General features: G+C 55.9%; 11 protein-coding genes. 6 read left to right on the top strand and 5 right to left on the bottom strand.

Features of this window, described 5'->3' with window-relative positions:
* The first annotated feature begins 203 nt into the window (after positions 1 to 203).
* The 6 genes from Enr10x_RS07700 (at position 204) to Enr10x_RS07675 (ending at position 9,989) form a co-directional block, all read left to right on the top strand.
* Positions 204 to 2,186: a DUF1549 domain-containing protein gene (locus Enr10x_RS07700; protein ID WP_197997512.1), complete on the top strand. Its 1,983-nt coding sequence runs from the start codon at positions 204 to 206 to the stop codon at positions 2,184 to 2,186.
* An 82-nt stretch (positions 2,187 to 2,268) separates the two neighbouring features.
* The gene (locus tag Enr10x_RS07695; protein WP_145448641.1) at positions 2,269 to 3,585 is read left to right on the top strand and encodes a DUF1501 domain-containing protein; all 1,317 of its coding nucleotides are present in this window, start codon (positions 2,269 to 2,271) and stop codon (positions 3,583 to 3,585) included.
* 279 nt (positions 3,586 to 3,864) lie between these two features.
* Entirely contained in the window at positions 3,865 to 6,552 is a 2,688-nt protein-coding gene (locus tag Enr10x_RS07690; protein ID WP_145448640.1) for an outer membrane protein assembly factor BamB family protein, read from the top strand.
* Positions 6,553 to 6,746: 194 nt separating this feature from the next.
* Positions 6,747 to 7,301, top strand: coding sequence for a hypothetical protein (locus Enr10x_RS07685; protein ID WP_232093260.1), 555 nt, complete (start codon positions 6,747 to 6,749; stop codon positions 7,299 to 7,301).
* Between the two features lie 121 nt (positions 7,302 to 7,422).
* Positions 7,423 to 9,285 (top strand): beta-propeller fold lactonase family protein, encoded by a 1,863-nt coding sequence (locus Enr10x_RS07680; RefSeq protein ID WP_145448639.1) that lies wholly within the window; start codon positions 7,423 to 7,425, stop codon positions 9,283 to 9,285.
* A gap of 44 nt (positions 9,286 to 9,329) precedes the next feature.
* Positions 9,330 to 9,989, top strand: a complete 660-nt coding sequence (locus Enr10x_RS07675) for a TlpA family protein disulfide reductase (protein WP_145448638.1) — start codon at positions 9,330 to 9,332, stop codon at positions 9,987 to 9,989.
* A gap of 10 nt (positions 9,990 to 9,999) precedes the next feature.
* On the opposite strand, the gene Enr10x_RS07670 is transcribed toward Enr10x_RS07675, so the two are convergent.
* From Enr10x_RS07670 to pheS, 5 genes are all read right to left on the bottom strand, one after another.
* Positions 10,000 to 11,124: an Ldh family oxidoreductase gene (locus tag Enr10x_RS07670; protein ID WP_145448637.1), complete on the bottom strand. Its 1,125-nt coding sequence runs from the start codon at positions 11,122 to 11,124 to the stop codon at positions 10,000 to 10,002.
* Positions 11,125 to 11,179: 55 nt separating this feature from the next.
* Entirely contained in the window at positions 11,180 to 12,595 is a 1,416-nt protein-coding gene (locus Enr10x_RS07665; RefSeq protein ID WP_145448636.1) for a DUF1501 domain-containing protein, read from the bottom strand.
* A gap of 53 nt (positions 12,596 to 12,648) precedes the next feature.
* Positions 12,649 to 15,990 (bottom strand): DUF1553 domain-containing protein, encoded by a 3,342-nt coding sequence (locus Enr10x_RS07660; protein WP_145448635.1) that lies wholly within the window; start codon positions 15,988 to 15,990, stop codon positions 12,649 to 12,651.
* Between the two features lie 423 nt (positions 15,991 to 16,413).
* Positions 16,414 to 18,864, bottom strand: a complete 2,451-nt coding sequence (pheT, locus tag Enr10x_RS07655) for a phenylalanine--tRNA ligase subunit beta (RefSeq protein WP_145448634.1) — start codon at positions 18,862 to 18,864, stop codon at positions 16,414 to 16,416.
* A 53-nt stretch (positions 18,865 to 18,917) separates the two neighbouring features.
* Positions 18,918 to 19,901 carry a phenylalanine--tRNA ligase subunit alpha gene (pheS, locus tag Enr10x_RS07650; RefSeq protein ID WP_145448633.1) on the bottom strand — a complete coding sequence of 328 codons (984 nt, stop codon included), beginning with the start codon at positions 19,899 to 19,901 and terminating at the stop codon, positions 18,918 to 18,920.
* Positions 19,902 to 20,039: the final 138 nt, after the last annotated feature.

Raw genomic sequence — 20,039 nt, 5'->3', positions numbered from 1 at the left:
GACACCGAAAAGTACAGGTAGCTTTTGTACCCTTTCCGATTATGAATTCTTAAGGAGTTAAGCCAAATTAATCCGGTTAGCATTAGTCTTAACTGAAGCGTGTTGTATAGAATAGAAATAGCGAGCCAGATGAACCTCTTCGCCATATGTCTGGTTTTCCTTCATCTCGAAAACAATTCAAGGAACGACTCTGGGAGTTTTGTATGTCAGGAAAACAAATCCGACACCACGCGACCGTTGCGTGGTACGGTAAAATGAGCGCTTGTTGTCTTGTCGCGTTAGCAGTCCTGGTGGTGACCAGCCTGCCCGATTCGGGAGCTGCCCCGCGAAGAAGAGCAGTCAAAAAGAAACCGGCTGAGAAGAAAGAAGAACCTCTGCCTCCGCGTTTCATGGTAAAATCCAAGCCGGTTGAACCAGCCCGAATTTACACGGCTCTGAAATCTGCAGAAGAAATCGACCGTCTGGTAGAAGCCAACTACAAAAAATACAACGTCAAGCCCAACGCCATGACAGACGATGCCCAGTTCCTGCGTCGCGTCTATCTGGACATCACGGGCACCATCCCCACCTACCGCGAAACCAAATACTTTCTCGCCTCCCGACACCCCGATAAACGCAAACGGCTCATCGATCGCCTGCTTGACAGCGATGGCTACGCCAGCCACTACTACAATTACTGGGCTGACGTCTTTCGCTATACCGATCGCCTGAACAACAACGTCGACGGTGCTCCCTATCGGCAGTGGATCAAACAGTCCCTGGCAGAAAACAAACCCTGGGACAAAATGGTAGCGGAAATGATCACCGCGGAAGGCTTGATCTGGGAAAACCCGGCTACTGGCTATATGCAGCGCGATTCCGGCATGCCCCTGGATAACATGAACAACACGGTTCGTATCTTCCTGGGAACCCGCATCGGCTGTGCCCAGTGCCACGATCACCCGTTTGATCGCTGGAAGCAGAAAGAATTCTACGAGATGGCCGCCTTCACCTTTGGAACATCTACCCGTGCCGGTGGCGGTGATAAACGCTACTACATGGATGGTGACCCCAATCGTCGTCTGCGTAAAGAATATCAGGAAATGGATCAGGAAGAAAAAGACCGTCGCCGTAACCAGGGACGTTTCAACCGCATGATCCGGGTCAACATGATGGTCGTGAACGATCAGGCCAACCGCAAGATCCGTCTGCCGCACGACTATGCCTACACCGACGCCAAACCCAAATCTGTTGTGGAACCGAAAACGATCTTCGGTGAAGCGGTTGTCATTAAAAAGGGTGAAACTCCCCGTCAGGCTTTCGCCCGCTGGATGGTTTCCAAAAACAATCCCCGTTTCGCCAAGACCATCGCCAACCGGCTCTGGAAGCAGGCCTTCGGACGCGGGCAGATTGAACCTGTCGACGACATGATGGACGATACGGTCGCAGAAAACCCCGAATTGATGAAGTTTCTCGAATCCGAGATGAAACGACTCAATTTCGACATGAAAGAATATCTGCGGATCCTGTTCAACACGAAAACCTATCAGCGACAGGCGACAACCGAAGATATTCCCCTCAGTGAATACTATCACTTCCCCGGCCCGGTACTGCGTCGCATGACGGCAGAACAGGCCTGGGATTCCTTCCTGACCCTCGCTGTGGTCAAACCGGAAGAATACCGGGAACTGCCTTCCGAAATGGAAACAGAAATCATCTCTGTCGACCTGAATAAAGCTTCCGCCGAGGAAGTCCTCGAAGCGGATAGCAAGAAACGTGAAGAGATCGACCGCACCCGCTACAAACGGGAAAAGAAATACAAGTACAAAGGTCAGCTGCTGGCTCGGGCTTCGGAACTTCCGTCCCCCGTTTCCCCCAGTCACTTCCTGCGTACGTTCGGTCAATCCGATCGCGAACTGATCTCGGCCTCTTCTGACACAGGCTCTGTGCCCCAGGTGCTGTTCATGTTCAACGGCCCGGTGACACACATGATGCTCGAAAAAGGTTCGACGATTTACAACAACGTGATTGAAACGAAATCGGTTAAAGAAGGGGTCGAGGTCGTCTTCATGACCATTCTGAACCGTTACCCCGACAGCGATGAACTCAAGCTCGCTACGGAGGAAATTGAAAACAATGGCGCAGCCGGTTACGGAAACGTGATCTGGGCCCTGGTCAATACCCGCGAATTTCTGTTCATTCAATAATTAACACAGCCGCTCCAGCCTGTCTGGGGCGGCCCTTACCATATAAAACAATCTACTTTTAAATAAATCAAAGGCATATCCTATGCGAGACTTCATATCCAAACTGGATGGTGTGGGACGTCGGCAGTTCCTCGAATACGCGGCCAAATCCGCTCTGGGAGTCAGCGTACTTCCCATGTTCAATAACCTGGCGACAGCGGCTCCTGCCAAATCGAAAACCAAAGGTGATAAAACCAAAGGCAAAGGCGGCAAAGCCAAGCGTCTGATTTACCTCTACATGGCCGGTGCGATGACCCACCTGGATACCTTCGACCTCAAACCGGGTCACAAGAACCAGGGCGAGACCAAGGGAATCAAAACCAACGTGCCCGGCGCCCAGATCAGCGAATTCCTGCCCACCCTGGCAGAAAACTTCGACAAGATGGCCGTCATCAATTCCATGTATACGGAAACCGGTGCTCACGGTCCCGGCGAATACCTGATGCGGACCAGCTACAAAGAAATCGCTTCTACCCGGCACCCCAGCATGGGTCCCTGGATTCAGAAGTTCAAAGGTCGGCAAAACAAAAACCTGCCCGACACCGTGCTCATCAGTTCGCCCGCGCGGCACCCGAGTGCAGGCTACTTCGATCCGTCCTTCAGCCCCCTCCCGATTGGCGATCCCAACCGGGGACTGGAAAACACCACGGCTCCGTCCTACCTCTCGGAAAACTCCTTTGAAAAACGTATTGAGTTGATCAATAAGTTCGATAAGAAGTTCCAGAAGAAGTTCAAAAACCAGAGCGTACTGGCCTATACCGACTTCTACTCTCAGGCCACGAACCTGCTCTCCAGCGATGAGTTGAAAGCCTTCGACCTGAACGAAGAGAAAGCGGAAGACCGCGACAAGTATGGCCGCAACTCGTTCGGTCAGGGCTGTATGCTGGCCCGTCGTCTCGTGGAAAACAATGTCCGTTGCGTCGAAGTCACCTTCGGCGGCTGGGACATGCACCGCGATATCTATGACACCAATATTTTGCCGAGTAGAACAGGCACCCTCGACAAAGCGCTGGGAAGCCTCCTCTCGGATCTGTCTGACCGGGGACTGCTCGACGAAACACTGGTCGTCCTCACCACAGAATTCGGTCGTACCCCGGTCATCAACCAGAATGCCGGTCGCGACCACCATCCGGGAGTCTTCTCCGCAGCCCTCATGGGAGGCGGTATCAAAGGCGGTCAGTTCTTCGGAAAATCCGATAAAGGCGGACAGAGTGTCGATGCCGACGGCGTCCTGCCGGCCGACTTCAACGCCACTATCGCCGCAGCTCTGGGACTCCCCCTGGACAAGGAAATCTTCTCGCCCAACGGTCGCCCCTTCAAAGTGGCCCACGACGGCGACCCCGTGCTGAAACTGCTCTAAAAACGAGAGCAACCACGAAAACCGGAAAGCGGCTCCCTCCTCAGGGAGCCGCTTTTTTTGCATAGTAAAGAACATTCAGAAATCTGCTGATTTTACAGAAAAATTGTAGACTCTCTGATTTTTCCTGCCTATGATCGATAACAGAACGTCTGGCAGACCGCCTTACCGAATCCTACCTGAATGATCAGCCAGACCAGCGTATCTCAGTTATTTGACTGACAGTTTGCCCCATGAGTCCCACCCGTGATCCTCATTGTTGCAGCCTGAGAAAGACTGAAAATGCTAAGAGCTACCGCCAGTTGTCACCTTCTTCCGGTTCGTATCTGCCTGGCGCTGATCGTATGCACCACGACCGCCCTCGGAGCTGAAGACTGGCTGCAGCTGAAAGGGACTCCCACTCATTCAGGCAACGTTGCTGATCGAAACATCAAAACGCCCCTCTCCCTGACCGCAGCCATCCCGCTGACCGATGCCCTCTTTACTTCACCGGTCATCAGCCAGGGCAAGGTCGTCGTGATTGACGGCTCAGGTGTCGTCTTCGCCATCGACACCGAGACGAATCAAATCGTCTGGAAATTCGCCACCCGGGGCGGTGCCGGTAACTGTAATAACGTCGCCTCCCCCGCCATCATTGATGACTATCTCCACGTCGGCACAACGGCGGGATACTACTATGTTTTAAATGTCAATGACGGCTCCGTCGTCAAAGAAATTGACTGTCGGGAACCGATCTTCTCCGCCCCCGCTGTCAAAGGCGACCGCGTCTATTTCGCCACGCTGGGAGCGCAGGTTTATGCGGTCAAGCCGGCAGGCGAAGTCGTCTGGACCTGGGACTTTGTCAAAGAGGTCGTCGAATTCGAGGGAAACCGCTGGAGCGGTGCTGACTGGCTCAAACACCGCAAAGATCGGGTCACCTGGCGGGACCACTTTGTCTGCTCGCGTGATATCTGTCTCTCCGGAGACAGCATCGTCGTCCCCGCCGGCGGTCGCACCATCTTTCTCGAAGACACAGGTACCGCTGCCCGCCTCCAGGTCGTGGGTGAAATCCCCAAGTACGCCGGTTCCGAATACCCGGCCACCTTCGGTCAGAGTGCAGATGAAGCCGGCAACGTCTTTGTGCAGTGGCACCGCCGCGACAATGCAGGTCGTGTCGAAATCATGCGACTCAAAGGCGAAAAGATCGAAGCCGACTACGTCAAAGGTACCCAGACCTCAATTCGCGACCCTGGTCTGCTCAGCTTCGCCTCGGTCAGCATCCGCGGAAATGATGTTTATCGAGTGAAGCCCGAAGCAGGACTCGGACTCTGTCGACACAAGCTCAACACAGATTCCACCGAGGTCCTCTGTGAAGCCCCTTCAGTCGCTTCGCCCGTATTAACAGAGAATTATGCTATCTATGGCGGCCTGGATGGCAAACTCTATGTCGTCCCCCTCGCAGGCGGAGAGGCTGTCACTTTTGCTACCGCGTCTGGAGCTCCGATCACCGCGTCAGTCGCCGTCGCCGATCAGAAAATCTACGTCCCCTGTGAAGACGGTTATCTGTATGTCCTTCAGGCCGATGGTCAGTCGCCAGCGAAACAGATCCCCCTCCCCGAGCAGGATCTGCTGGTCTGGAAAATCCGTAGCCCCCTCACCGGCCCGCTGGCGGATCCCAAATTCAACTGGTACACCAACTATGGAGACTTCGGCGGAACCAATGCCAACGAACAGGGACTCAAACCTCCCTTGCGGATGCGCTGGGCCCGTCGACTGGAAGGCACTGTCAAACATCTGCCCGTCTGTGGGGGCGGTCGTCTTTATACCCACACCGCCGAAGGACAGATCATCGCTTATGAACAGGACACCGGCCGCCTCCTCTGGAGACGCTACTGGCCCGACGTCTATCTTTCATTTACTTCTCCTCTCTATATCAATGAAAAACTGCTGATCCCCCAGGCCGGGATCAAGAAATCCCGTATGCGTTGTCTCGATGCCGCCACCGGAAAACTGCTCTGGGAAGCCCCCTTCACAGGATCGCCCAGCTGGAGCCGTCAGTTCCCACCCGTGGTGCACGGCAACATCGCCATCTATGCCTCGGGTTCGGGTGAGTACGCTCCCCAGGGAACCGAGAAAGCCTTCACCTTCGGGGGCAAACCGGTCGAAACTCCGGATGGTCGCGAAGTGATGAGCTGGATCTACTCCAACGACAATCCCTACTACCCCAAAGATCATCGCCCCCGCATCTGGGCCTGGGACCTGGATACCGGCAAAGTCGTCTGGGAAAAAGATTTCTCCGACTACGGACGGGGCGGCAACGACTGTGGCATCGCCATCCTGGATGGCAAACTGTATTACTCGACCTTCTTCGGCTATGCCAGCAGCCAGCGCCGCCGCCGCGGATTGCCCGTGGAAAACAACGGCATCACCGCCTGCCTCGATCCGGAAACAGGGAAAGTCATCTGGCTGACAAACAAATACTATGTGACCTCCAAGTGCACGCTGAGTGCCCGCGATGGCCGCGTTTATATCGGCGGCTATAACCGCGCCAACGAAAACACCCAGGACCGCTTCGTCTGGTGCCTGGATGCCAAAGATGGATCCCTGGTCTGGCAGTCCGATGCAGTTACCTCCGCTCTCAACGTCGTGACCGTCGGCAAAGATTACATCTTCTCCAACGCCCTGCGTGGCAAAGGGAATGTCTTCGACCACAAAACCGGCAAAGTCGTCAGCAGCATCGGCCACAACTATGCCTGCTGTCGTTTTACCCTCTCCGAACCCTACGTGCTCGGAGCCAATATGGACATGATTGACCTGTCTGATAACGGCAAACTGGTCTCCACAGGCCCCGCCATCGATTCGCGGGAATGCCTGGGAGCCGTCGTTTCCAACGGGCGAATTTTCTATACCTCTCAGGCCAGTGGCTTTATCGTTTCCCAGACTTACGGCGAAGATTCGCAGCATCTGCCCGCCATCTGGGAACGCCCCTGAAACCGTCTCCCGGTCTGGAGAGGACATGAAGAATTCATGAAGCAGGTTTTTGAGTTAACAAGAAAAAGGGGCCGTTCATTTGCACTCCCTTTGACCAAAATTTAAAATTAAACGCATACGTCAGTCGTGACGTATCACCTGCATTCGCAGGAACACATTTTTTTCTCTAGCATTGGAAAAACGAGGAGAAATACATGAAGAGACTGCTTTCACTTACAGTCGCATTGATGCTCGTTGCAGCTGGCTCTGTCAGCACTGCAGCAGAAGTTAAATCCGGGATCGAAGTTGGTGGCCGCGTTGGTGCCTACACTGTTAACGACTGCACCGGCCCCAATGCTGGAAAGTCGCTGTGCTATCGCTGCCAGTACGGCGGACGTCCTGTTGTCAACATCTTCGCTCGCGAAATGGACGGCAACGTTCAGGAACTGATTGCCAAAATCGACGAAAAAGTCGGCCAGAACCGCGACAAGAAAATGGCTGCCTTCGTTGTGCACCTGACCGACGATGCCGACAAATCCAGCTCTGAGCTGAAGAAAATTGCTGACAGCAAAAAAATCAAGAACACACCGCTGACCAACTTCGAAGGTCAGGCCGGTCCTTCTTCCTACAAGATTTCCAAAGACGCCGACATCACCGTACTGATGTGGGTTAACAGCAAAGTCAAAGTCAATCACGCTTTCAAAAAGGGTGATCTGTCTAAAGACAAAATTAACTCTCTCGTCAAAGAAACTTCCAAGATCCTGAAATAAGGTTTCGGAAGAATCGTTCATTGAATGAGTTGACCCCGCTCGCCTGTCACGGTGAGCGGGGTTTCTACTTCCCGCCGCATCCCACCCGGGTCGAATCCTCACATTTGGTAAAGGGGCTTCCATGTTTCTCAGTGCCAGGTCCGTTCGTTTTACCTTGCCTTTAGTCCTCACCATGCTGAGCTGCCTGGTCGCTACACCCCGGCAGATTCACGCCGGCAACTCCAGCAGCCTGCTCGACATTTCGACCGACGGCAAACTGCTCGCCTGCTCGAATCGCGACAGCGGAACCGTCACCATCGTTGACCTCGATCAAAACAAAAAACTGCGCGAGCTCAAAGTCGGCCGGCACCCCGAAGGCGTCACCTTCCTGGGTGACACACACCAGCTGGCTACCGCCGTCTATGACGATGACCTCGTCGTCTTCCTCGATGCCGACACCGGCAAACAACTGGGCCAGACGGAAGTCTTCGATGAACCTTATGGCATCGTCTCCACCACAAATGGCGATAAAGTCTACGTCACCCTGGATTATCCAGGCCGCATCGTAGAGATCAATACGAAAAACCACGAAGTCAGCAACGAATTTTCAGTAGGCCAGCACCTCAAGGGCCTGGCCATTTCCCACGACGACCAGAGCCTGTTTTCCACCGAATACTACACCGCGCTGGTCCGTCAGACCGATGCGAAAACCGGTCGCACGATCGACCAGTGGGAAGGAGGCAGCACCGATAACCTCGCCCGCCAGATCACCCTGCACCCCCGCCGGGCCAAAGCCTATCTGCCCCACATCCGCTCGCGCATTACCGTCGCCCACGGCGCCGGCTCGATCTTTCCCATCGTCTCGGTCATCGATACCAAGCCCTCCGATGGTTCCCGCCGCAAGAAGATCCCCATGGACTCCTTCCAGGGAGCCCGGGTGACGTCGAATCCCTGGGATACCGCCATCACCCCCGACGGCAAGACCTTCTTCGTCGTCTTCGCAGGCACCGATGACATGTTCGTCTGCAATGTCATCGACGACGACTACCGCGAACTGACCTTCCGCGCCCGACTGAACCTGGGGCACAATCCCCGCGGCGTGAGAGTGTCACCCGACGGAAAGACTTTCTACGTTTACAACGCCCTCGATTTCAATATCGTTGCCTACGACACACAGACACTGCAGAGAAAAGCCACCATCGCTGTCACCGAGAACCCGCTCAGCGACGAGATACTCCTTGGCAAACGCCTGTTCTACACTGCCCTGCAGCCCATGTCGAGCCGGCTCTGGATCTCCTGCGCCAGCTGTCATCCGGACGGACAACCCGACGGCAAAACCTGGCACAACCCCGAAGGCCTGCGCAACACACAGTCTCTGGCAGGCATGGCCTGGACACATCCGATCCACTGGTCTGCGGACCGCGACGAAGTCCAGGATTTCGAACACACCATCCGCGGACCATTGATGCAGGGCCGAGGCCTGGTCACCGGCAGGATCAACGATTCACTGAAAGCCCCCAACAAAGGCCTCTCCCGGGCTCTGGATGCCATGGCCGCATACTCCAACACCCACAAGTTCACCCTCAGTCCCTACGCGAAAAAAGGACTCAGCCCGGCTGCGAAACGGGGACGCGAAATCTTTTTCTCCCAACAGACGAAGTGCGCGACCTGTCATTCCGGGCCCTTCTATTCCGATTCAAATCCGACCGCTAAAATCATCCGCCACAATGTCGGCACTGCCATCGACAATCCCGGAGAAAAGATGGGGCCTGAATACGACACGCCCACCCTGCTGGGTGTCTACCGCACCGCCCCTTATCTGTCTCACGGAAAAGCACAGACACTCGAGGAAGTCCTGACCGTCTACAACCACGACGACCAGCATGGCGTCACCAGTCAGCTTTCGAAACAGGAACGGGCCGACCTCGTCGAGTTTCTGAAGGCCCTCCCCTACGAAGACCCGGTCCCGCAGGCACAAGCCGCCGGCCTGGTCAAAGTCAAATAACCGACTCACTACTACTTCAAACACACGCCACGAAAGACCGACTCATGTCATTCAAACCGCTTGTTTTCGCGCTCTCACTTTGTCTGCTCTCTGCCTGTGGAAAGGAAACTTCGACGGTAGATTCCGCGCCGGAAGAATCCGCTCCCCCGGCAGAAACCGCGGCCGCGAAAGCCGAACCCAAATCCCCCTCCATTCCCGGCGCCCAGACATTCGATAAGGATGGCATCACCGCGGAAATCGCGGGCTGGGACCAGGTGCAGGAATTCATTCAGAAACAAAAAGGCAAAGTCGTGGTTATGGACCTCTGGTCCACCTGGTGTGAACCCTGCGTCGCCGAGTTTCCTCACCTCGTCGAACTGCAGAAAAAGTACCCGGACCAGGTCGTCTGCATCTCTTACAACATGAATTACGACGGCAGCAAGGATTCCCCGCCTGAATCCAACAAAGCAGAGCTGATGGAATTCTACACGAAGCACAAAGCCGACATCGTCAACATCATCTCCAGTACCCCGGACATGGATCTGTATGAGAAAGTCAATCTCGCTTCGATCCCCGCAGCTTACGTTTACGGCCCCGACGGAAAACTGGCTAAACGCTTCGATAATGAAAAGCAGGAATACGGCAAGGAAGGTTTCACTTACAAGGAACACATCATTCCGTACATCGACGAGCTGCTCAAGCAGCCCAAAGAGTCAAAAGAATAATCCGGCTCTCTCAGCGCACCGATTCCGTCGTTGAGGACGCCACCTCAGAGGTGCAGTCCTCAGCGACAGAACCTTCCGTCTCCAGACCAGGCAACCCGCGCTGCTCCGCCAGTTCGTTAAACACTTTGATCAGATTCAGCCCCACGGGGATCCCCGCCTGCAGACGTTCTTCCCGCTGCAACGCTTCCGGCTCGCCGGGATACAGCACTTTCTCTCCCGGGGTCAGAGGCTTCAACGCCCCCCACCGCTCGATGATATCCGCGATGCGATCCTGAAATCCGGACACTTCCGTGAACCGGCTGATGTCAATCGCCCCGACCATCCCGCCGAGCAACCGTCGCCGGGAAAGATCACCATACATTTTGGGGATATCCGGGCCAATCGGGGCGCCGCCCAATAGCGCACACAGTACGTCAATCAACAACCCGAGACCGGAACCTTTAAACCCGCCAAAGGGAAACAACGCCGCCACCTGATGCGGGTCGGTCGTCCCCTCCCCGTTGGCATCCAGAGCCCAGCCGCTCGGGATCGCAACCCCTTCCGTGGCTGCATTGGCCACCGTATTCCAGGGCGTGATACTCGTCGCCATATCCAGGCACAGCGACTGCTCATTTTTTCCGGGGGCCGTAATGCAGACCGGATTGGTCCCACAGAACGGCTCTGCGGAACCGTGCGGCGTGACCATCGGATCGACGTGCGTAAACACAAACCCGATCATCCCCTCCCGGGCAATCCGCAATCCATAATACGCCAGCGCGCCGCAGTGCGAGGAATTACAGATCGAAACCCAGCCGGCCCCGGAGTTCCGTGCCAGCTCAACCGCATGGTCGGCGGCTTTCACCATCGCCAGCTGGCCCAGTCCATGATCGCCGTCAACCCGGCCCACAGCCTCGCCCAGCGGCTCCCACTGCATCGCAGGCCGCGCCTTGATGCTCTGTTGCCTGATCCGCTCCAAATAGTGTGGCAGTCGCGCCACACCATGCGAATCGATGCCCCGCAGGTTTGATTCCACCAGCGAATCTGCCACCAGCTCTGCTTCCTCCGGCTTCAAATCCGCCTGGGTCAGCAACTGCAGACAGAACTGCTTCAGTTTCTCCGCATCGACCAACGCACTCTCAACTTCAATCTGTGGCAAAACACACCTCGTCTATCGCTTTGTGACACACATCGATGGTGTCACGAAAATCGTCTCAGGCAAACAGGTCGTACATCACCTCGCCATGAATGTCCGTCAGCCGGAAATCCCGGCCGGCAAATTTATACGTCAGTCGCTTATGATCCAGGCCCAGCAGATGCAGCATCGTGGCGTGCAGATCGTGTACGTGAATCTTGTCCTTCACGGCGTAATAACCATAGTCGTCGGTGGCGCCGTACTGCATGCCCGCTTTGATTCCGCCACCCGCCATCCACATCGTATAGCCCTGCGGGTTATGATCCCGGCCATCCGCTCCCTGGCTCACAGGGGTCCGACCGAACTCACCTCCCCAGAGCACCAGCGTGTCTTCCAGCAGACCCCGTGATTTCAAATCTTTGATCAAAGCCGCGATCGGCTGATCCACTTCCTGACAGTTTCGCGGCAACGCCGTCTTCAACCCGGAATGCTGATCCCATTTGTAACTATGCGTAATCTGTACGAACCGCACGCCCCGCTCCGCAAACCGCCGCGCCATCAGGCACTGACGACCGAAGTTTTTGGTCACGTCGTTATCCAGCCCGTACATCTTCTGGGTCGCTTCCGACTCGTCGCTGATGTCCTGCAGTTCCGGGGCCGTCGTCTGCATCCGGTACGCCAGCTCGAACGAATTGATCCGCCCTTCCAGCGCCGCATCGGGTCCCGAATCACTCAGGTGCTCCCGGTTCATCTGCTGCAGAAAATCGAGTTCCTTTCGCTGCGTCGACAGCGGCACGCCACTCTTGTTTTTGATAAAGGGAATCAGCGCCTTGTCTGCGGGAATACTCGCATTGCCGATCGGCGTTCCCTGGTAATCGGCCGGTAGAAACGACGAGCTGTACGCGTTCACGCCGCCGTGGGTCAGCGTCGGGCAGACCGTGATAAAACCCGGCAGGTCCTGGTTCTCCGATCCCAGGCCGTAAGTGATCCACGATCCCATACTCGGACGCACAAAGGTGTCGCTCCCGGTATGCAATTCCAGCAATGCCCCGCCATGCCTCGAATTCGAACCATACATCGAATTGATGATACACAAATCATCCACGCAGCCCGCCACATGCGGAAACAGCTCACTCACCCAGGCACCACTCTCACCATGCCGCTTGAACTTCCAGGGAGAACCGAGCAGATTACCCGTCTGGGCCGAAAAGATCTTGGGTTTATCAAAGGGGAGCGGCTTCCCGCTGTCTTTCTGCAGCTGGGGTTTGTAGTCGAACGTATCCATGTGCGAAGGACCGCCGTGCATGAACAGGAAGATCACGCGTTTGGCTTTGGGTGTGAAATGCGGCTGCTGTACAAGCGACGTATTTGCCGCCTGACTTTCGCTCCCCAGCAGCCCCGCCAGAGCCAGACTGCCAAAACCCGCAGAACTCCGCCGCAACATGTCCCGCCGCGAAATTCCCGCTGGTCCCTGGTAGTGATTTCCGTGGTTCATAACTCGATCCATTTCATGCGGATTGGAAATTCATTCCCCAAACGCGTTGTCCTTCAGTCCACAAACAGAAACTCATTTGAAGAAATCAGCACCCGGCACAGACTCTGCCAGGTCCGCTGCTCCTTCTCTTCCGGTGTCATCTTCAGCGGCTCCAGATCCTGCCGGTATTGATCCAGGTACGTCAGTGCCCGCGATACCTCTAACTCACTCGCCGGTCGACTGAAGACCCGCTCATAAATCAGTTTGACTTTCCCTGCCCGATCCAGGTGCGTCTCATGCAGCACCTGCTCCGCAAAGTCACTGGTCTGCTGCATCATAAAATCGCTGTTCATCATAAATAAGGCCTGCGGCGCGACCGTCGTATGCACCCGGTTCCCCGACAGCACACTCGGATCGGCAAAATCAAATGCCTGCAGTACCTCATACAGGGCACTTCTAACAATCGGCAGATAGACCGAACGGCGGCTGGTCTGATAGATCACCGGATTAACATTACGGGTACTCGTCACATATTTCCGGTTCTCCACGCCCAGCATCGAGCCCCCCATCTCCAGATCCAGATTGCCGCACACCTTCAGAATCGAATCACGGATCGCCTCCGCTTCCAGACGCTTGCGATTCATCCGCCACAACAGACGGTTCTCGGGATCGCGTGCCGCCAGCTCCGGGTTGTACTCGGAACTCATCTGATACGTCGACGAAAGCATGATCAGCCGATGCATCTCTTTGATCGACCAGCCCTGTTTCACAAACTGCACCGCCAGCCAGTCCAGCAGTTCCGGATGCGTGGGACGTTCCCCCAGTTTTCCAAAGTTATCCGGCGTTCTGACAAGTCCCTCACCAAAGTGCCACCGCCAGATGCGGTTCACCATCACGCGTGCCGTCAGCGGATGCGAACCGCTGGTCAGCCACTGGGCCAGCTGCAGACGACCGCTGTGTTTGTCGTCGATGGGAGTCTGCTCTTCTCCCTCAATGATCCGCAGGAACTGGCGGGGGACTTCTTTACCAAGAGTAAAGTGACTGCCCCGCAAATGTACCTTCAAGTTTTCCGGCTTCTGTTCCGAAACCGACATTGCCGTCGGGTACACCGGCAACGCCGCTTCCTGCTTTTTCTTTGTTTCCCGTTTTGCGGTCAGTTCCTCTTTGAACCGGGCCGCATAATAATTCTCCCGATCCGAGGGCAAAGCGAACGGTCCCTTGGGATCAACCAGGACTTGTCGAATCGCTTCCCGTTCCGCGTCGGGCAGGCCTTTCGCCTGTTTGCCGGCATCTGTCTTCTGGTAGGCCTCCCATTCCTGTTCGACTTCCTGGAACAGACCGGCATACAGCTCAGCCGCTTTGCGAAGACGCGCTTTTGCTGGCAGATCTTTGAGGGAACCGAATCGTTCATAGGGACCACTCAGTTTTTCCGGTAGCACTCCGGTCTCGATCAAAGAATTCCAGACAGCAAACGGAGCTGATGTCTCCCCCGACACCTGCTTAAGATAAGCGGCCCACTGCATCGTCACGCTGCCGGTCAGTGTTTTCTCCGAGGCGGGGATCTCAGCCAGTGGGTTCACCGGTTGCTCGACGGTTTTGCGAGGCTCGGCGATCAGCAGCTTATCAATATGCGGAAATGGAATCTTGCTCTCCAGCCGCACCCGGTTCTTCCCCTGCTTCAGCAGAAAGAAGCCTTCCACTTTCCACTCTTGTGACTTGGGATACCAGCTGCCAGTCACCTCACTGGTCGCCTCTTTTTTGACCAGTTGACCGTTAATCGAAAGTTCTACCGGCCGGGACTGAGCTGCCGCATAGCGGATTTCGAACTGATAACGGCCGGCTTTCGGAATTTCAATTTCATACTCGGCAATGTTGGGGAGCGTCCCCTTGTTGTAGATGACGCCAATCCCTTCGCCGTACCCGGTCGTTGCTTTCTTGACGTTACCGGACTGAAAGTTTTCCGCTTCGACAATGATTGCCGAGTGAGACTGATAAGCATCCGTATCGGCACCAATCGGCCCGGTCGCTTTCAGCATCTGGTCCATTTCATTCTTGATTGAAGCGGCCAGCAGATAGTCGGCCACCCGTTTCCGCTCTGCTGACAGAAACTCTTCATCAGCCAGTTTTACGATGTCTTTGATCTCAGCATCCAGCTGCGCGATCTGCTGTTGCTGCTGCTCCAGCGCCTTGATCTCTTCGGGACTGGCCAGCATCTGTTCCTGCCAGCGGGCGACCACGTTGAAGTTTTCCATGGTCTTCGTACTTTTGAAGATCCCCGCCAGCGAATAGTAATCTTCAATCGGAATCGGATCGAACTTATGCGAATGGCAGCGGGCACACCCCAGGGTCAGCCCCATAAAAGTCCGCCCCACCGTATCCAGCTGTTCGTCGATGATATCCATCTGCATTTTGACTTCGTCATCTTCAGCCAGCATCTTGGCCCCGATGGACAGGAAGCCGGTTGCGGTGATTTTCTCAGCACGGTGCTCCGCCCCCGGTTGATTCGCGAGAATGTCTCCCGCCAGCTGTTCCTGCACGAACTGATCGAAAGGTTTGTCCTGATTAAAGGCGGCGATCACATAATCCCGATAGCGGAACGCATTCGCGTACGACAGGTTTTCGTCGAGACCGTTTGAATCGGCATAGCGTGCTACATCCAGCCAGTGCCGCCCCCAGCGCTCACCATAGCGCGGTGATGCCAGCAAACGATCAATCACTTTTGCAAATGCATCCGGGGAATCGTCGGCCAGAAATGCTTCGACTTCCTTGCGTGTCGGTGGCAGGCCGATCAGATCGAACGTCGCCCGCCTGATCAGCGTCTGCTTATCGGCGCGTGCAGCCGGCTTTGCGTCCGCCTGTTCCAGACGTGACAAGACAAACTGATCCAGCGGCTGCTGTGCCCACTCCCGGTTCCGGGTCTCCGGCACCTTCGGTTCCCGCGGCGGTTGAAACGCCCAGAACTCCTGCTCTGCTTTTGTAAACAGCGGTCCCGTTTCCCCCTCGGCTTCTTTCCTGATTTCCGAGATCGGCTTCGCATTCGGCCAGTAAGCGCCTGCTTCAACCCATTGAATCAAATCGGCGATCTCTTTCTGGCTCAGCTTATCTTTCAGGGGCATATGCAGCTGGCCGCTGTGCTGCACCGCGCTGATCAACAGGCTTTCTTTCGGCTTGCCCGGCACCAGGGCAGGACCACGCTCGCCCCCTCGAATCAATCCCGACAGCGAATCAACGCGCAACCCGCTTTCCACGGAATCCTCACTGTGGCAGTCATAACATTCCGCAATCAGCAGTGGCCGGATCCGTTTCTCGAAGAATTCTGCCTGCTTCAGATCCGCTTCCGCCGCGAAGAGCGTACGTTTCTCGACCGCAGAAATGAGGCAGAAGAATCCAAATGCCAACAGCAACAGTCGTCTCATGGCTCAGCATCCTGGCACGCTTGTAATGCAACGGACAATACTTAGGCGCTTGATTGATTACACGGGAATGAGGCTCGGGTTGGAAGGATCAGTCTCACAGCCAACTGATTATATATAATATATAATCTATCCGAGCGACGTTTTCAACTGCATTCTGGAAGATCCTGGTAACTTTCTCAAAGAACTGAGATCCGACCCATCCCGGCTGCTGACACGAAAGTGAGCCGCCGCTCCCCATTCCCCAAAAAGGGCCAGAAATCAGAACAGGAAACGGAGCAGGCTCACGACCCGTTATACCCCCCGGCTCAAACCGGAATAGGGCAACCTGTTCAGGAGAGGCATTCCCTATAATAGAAAAAAGCACACCCCACGGATCTGAGGTGTGCTTTCATCGATCGATTGAATCGGAATCGACAGCGAACGTTACCGCTGGACCGCTCCGTGCTCGGACTGCAACTGCTTCACGACAAAGTCCATCAGCTGCTGCGCCTCGCCCGAGGTCAGCGTGTGGTTCTCGTCGCGGAACTGCATCCGGATCGTCAGGCTCTTCGCCCCCTCCCCGACACTTTCCCCTTCGAAGGTATCGATGCAGACGACGTTTTCCAGCTTCGGCTGCAGGACAACATCCCCTTCGCTCTCTTTGCGGGGCTCTGCCTCCAGGTTCGCTACGGCAGTCGCAAACGCATTCTCCAGTGACCGCTCGATCTCCAGGTAAGGCAGATCCGCGGGAACCAGAATCGAAATATCACGGGCAATCAGCTGCGTCCGCGCCAGACCGGCGAACATCCGGGCCGGTCCTCTCCCCTTGAGCAGCGTCGAGATATCCAGCTCGAATCCATACAGAGGCACGCGTGCCCGGTCTTTAATTCCCAAGGCCCCCAGGTCGATGCGCCCCAGCGCCCCAATCCGCTCGCCGTCATGTGAAATCACGGCGAACTCTTCCACCCGGTATCCCAGGGCCGGCACTTCATTGGTATAGGTGACCTGCTCGACTTCCAGATGCGCCAACAGGTTTTCCAGCAGCCCCTTGGCACGCAGGAAGTCGATCTCGCTCTCCCGAGCGATCCAGGCAGCGTCATTGATCGGGCCGCCCAGCACGCCGCCAACCATCCACCGCTCATCGTTTTCAGAATTGTTCTCGCGGAAGGTCCGGTCGATTTCGAAGAAGCGGAAACTGCTGGCCCCGCGGCGGGCATTGCGTTCCGCGACTTCCACCAGGCTCCCCACCAGACTCTGACGCAGCGTCGTCATCTCTTTGGAAATCGGGTTCTGCACCTGAATCGATTCGCCCGGCCACTGGCTGAACGCCAGCGCGGTCTGCTCGGTCGTCAGTGGGGGAGTCCGGCTTTCCAGGAACCCGTTTCCAGTCAGGAAGCTCGCAATCTTGCTCCGCAGTGTATCCGCTTCGGAATACCGGCCCTTGGTCGTAGTCGCCACCATCGGCTTCATCACGATACTGTCATAACGTAACAGCCGGGCCACATCCTCGGCCAGCACCACCGGGTTATTCACATCCACCCGCCAGGTCGGCACCGAAATGGTTTTGTCGTCGTGCGTCATTTCCAGTTTGGAGAGACAGTCCGTAATCTGCTGATTGGTGATCTCTGCCCCCAGAATTTTCGAAATGCGTGGTGCATCCAGGGGAAACTGTGTGGGCTGTTTGACGTTCGGATAACTGTCTGTCACAGGCGAAGCCGGTTTGGCCCCGGAAAGTTCCGGATCCTGCAGCAGCTCCGCAGCCCGGTTGAACGCACCGCTCAGCATCCCGTTTGGATCGGTTCCCCGCTCGAAGCGGTAAGAAGAATCCGTGCTGATCTTCAGCTTGCGGGACGAAGTACGGATGCAGACCGGATCGAAACAGGCCGACTCCAGCAGAATCCGCTTCGACTCAGCCGTCGTCTGCGAATCTGAGCCTCCCATGATCCCGGCCAGCGCGATCGGTTTCTCGCCGTCGGCAATCACCAGTGGCTGCTCTTTCGCATCCACTTCGGAATCATCCAGCAGCTTCAGGGTTTCGCCTTCTTTAATCCGGCGGACTTCAATCTTGTTCCCCTTCAGGCTGTCAAAATCGAAGGCATGCAGCGGCTGTCCCCATTCCAGCATCACGAAGTTGGTGATGTCGACCACATTATTGATCGCCCGCAGACCGGCCGTCTGCAACCGGCTCTGCAGCCAGTGAGGCGACTTCCGCACCTGGACGCCGTCAAATACCTGGCATGTATAACGTGAACAGAGCGAATCGTCGGCAATCTCAACAGCCACCGCGTCACCCGCGCCGGCAGAACTCAGTTCACGGGCACTCGGATATTTCAATTCCATGTCGAGGACGGCAGCCACTTCGCGGGCCACACCGATCATCCCCAGGCAGTCGGGACGGTTCGGCAGCACCGAGACTTCCACCAGCGATTCTTCAATCGGAGCAACCGAAGGCAGACTGGCTCCCAGCGTCGCTTCGTCTTCGAAGACCTGCAGCCCCGTCGAACGGGCAATCAGCCCCATTTCGCCATCCAGGCAGATCATCCCCTGCGACATCGTCCCTTTGATCTTACCTTCGGAAATCAGAGCCCCGCTGGGCAGCTTCGTACCGGCCACCGCCACGGGCACGCCCCAGCCCACTTCCACCGGATGCGCGGTCGCACAGACAATGGTGACCAGCTTCCCTTTTTCGATTTCCACCTGGCATTCGAACAGATGATCTGCACCCGCCAGCGGCTTCTTCTCCCGGATAAAACCGATCCGGATGGGCGCCAAAGCCTGGCCCAGGTGATGTTCTTCTTCGATTTCCAGCCCGACCGTCATCAGGGCATCCAGCAGTTCGCTCTCTTTGCAATCCGCCGACAGGTAATCGCGCAACCAACCAGTATTAATGTGCATCGTTTTCTCTCTATGACAGAAAAATTACGTCAGTGAGTGTTCCGAAAGAATGATTAGAACTGACGTAAAAACGCTTCTTCGTTTTCATACATGTAGCGGATATCGGTAATGCCGTGCCGGATCATCGCCATCCGGTCCAGACCCAGACCAAAGGCAAAGCCCTGCCATTTCTCGGGGTCGACACCGCCGGCTTCCAGGACTTCGGGACGAATCATTCCCGCGCCCAGAATTTCCAGCCACTTCCCGTTGAACATCACATCCACTTCCGCGCTCGGCGTGGTGAACGGGAAATAACTCGGGCGGAACCGGAGCTGCACGTCGTCGCCAAACAGACTGCTGGCCACCTGGTACAACACCCATTTCAGATCCGCAAAACTGATATTCTCATCAATGGCGATCACGTCCAGCTGATGGAAAATCGGGAAGTGCGACGCATCGATCTCGTCCCGCCGGTAACAGCGTCCCGAGGTCATCGCCCGTAATGGCGGCGGACCGAACTGCTTCATCGCCCGCGTCTGGAAGGCCGACGTATGAGTTCGCAGCACGTTCCCCTTGGTGGTATAGAACGAGTCGTGCATGTCCCGCGCGGGATGCCAGTCGGGTGTGTTCAAGGCATCAAAGTTGAAGAACTCCGATTCGACTTCCGGGTAATCGTCATAACGAAATCCCAGGCCAAGCAGAATCGACTTCACCTCTTCCATCGTCGCGATCAGCGGATGACGATGGCCCGGCAGCGTTCGCAAGCCGGGCAGTGTCACGTCGATCGCTTCGAGCTCCGGCCCCGATTTCTCGCTGGCTTCCAGAGCCTCTTTGCGATCATTCAGCACCGTCTGAATCCGCTCTTTGACGCTGTTGAGCATCTTCCCGAATTCACGCTTCTCCTCGGGGGACAGCGATTTCAATTCGGCCTGCAGGGCTCGCAGTTTTCCCTTTTTTCCCAGGTACTGGACACGCACCTCATCCAGCTCGGCAAGGGTTGTGGCAGCTGCCATACTCTCTACCGCGGTTTCGACCAGCGCGTCGTTGTTGTCAGCCATTATAATTCTTCAGGTTTTCAAAGTTTTCTAAGACTGGAATTCAGCACTTTACAGATCCGCAACAGGTTCATATCTCAAGAATTGACAACGAGTTGCGCGCAAAGTCCACCAAAGCAAAGGATTGTACCGATTCCGACG

Source organism: Gimesia panareensis, assembly GCF_007748155.1.
Taxonomy (GTDB): domain Bacteria; phylum Planctomycetota; class Planctomycetia; order Planctomycetales; family Planctomycetaceae; genus Gimesia; species Gimesia panareensis.
Note: the sequence above shows the minus strand (reverse complement) of the source record. Positions and strands in the feature narration are given on the sequence as shown.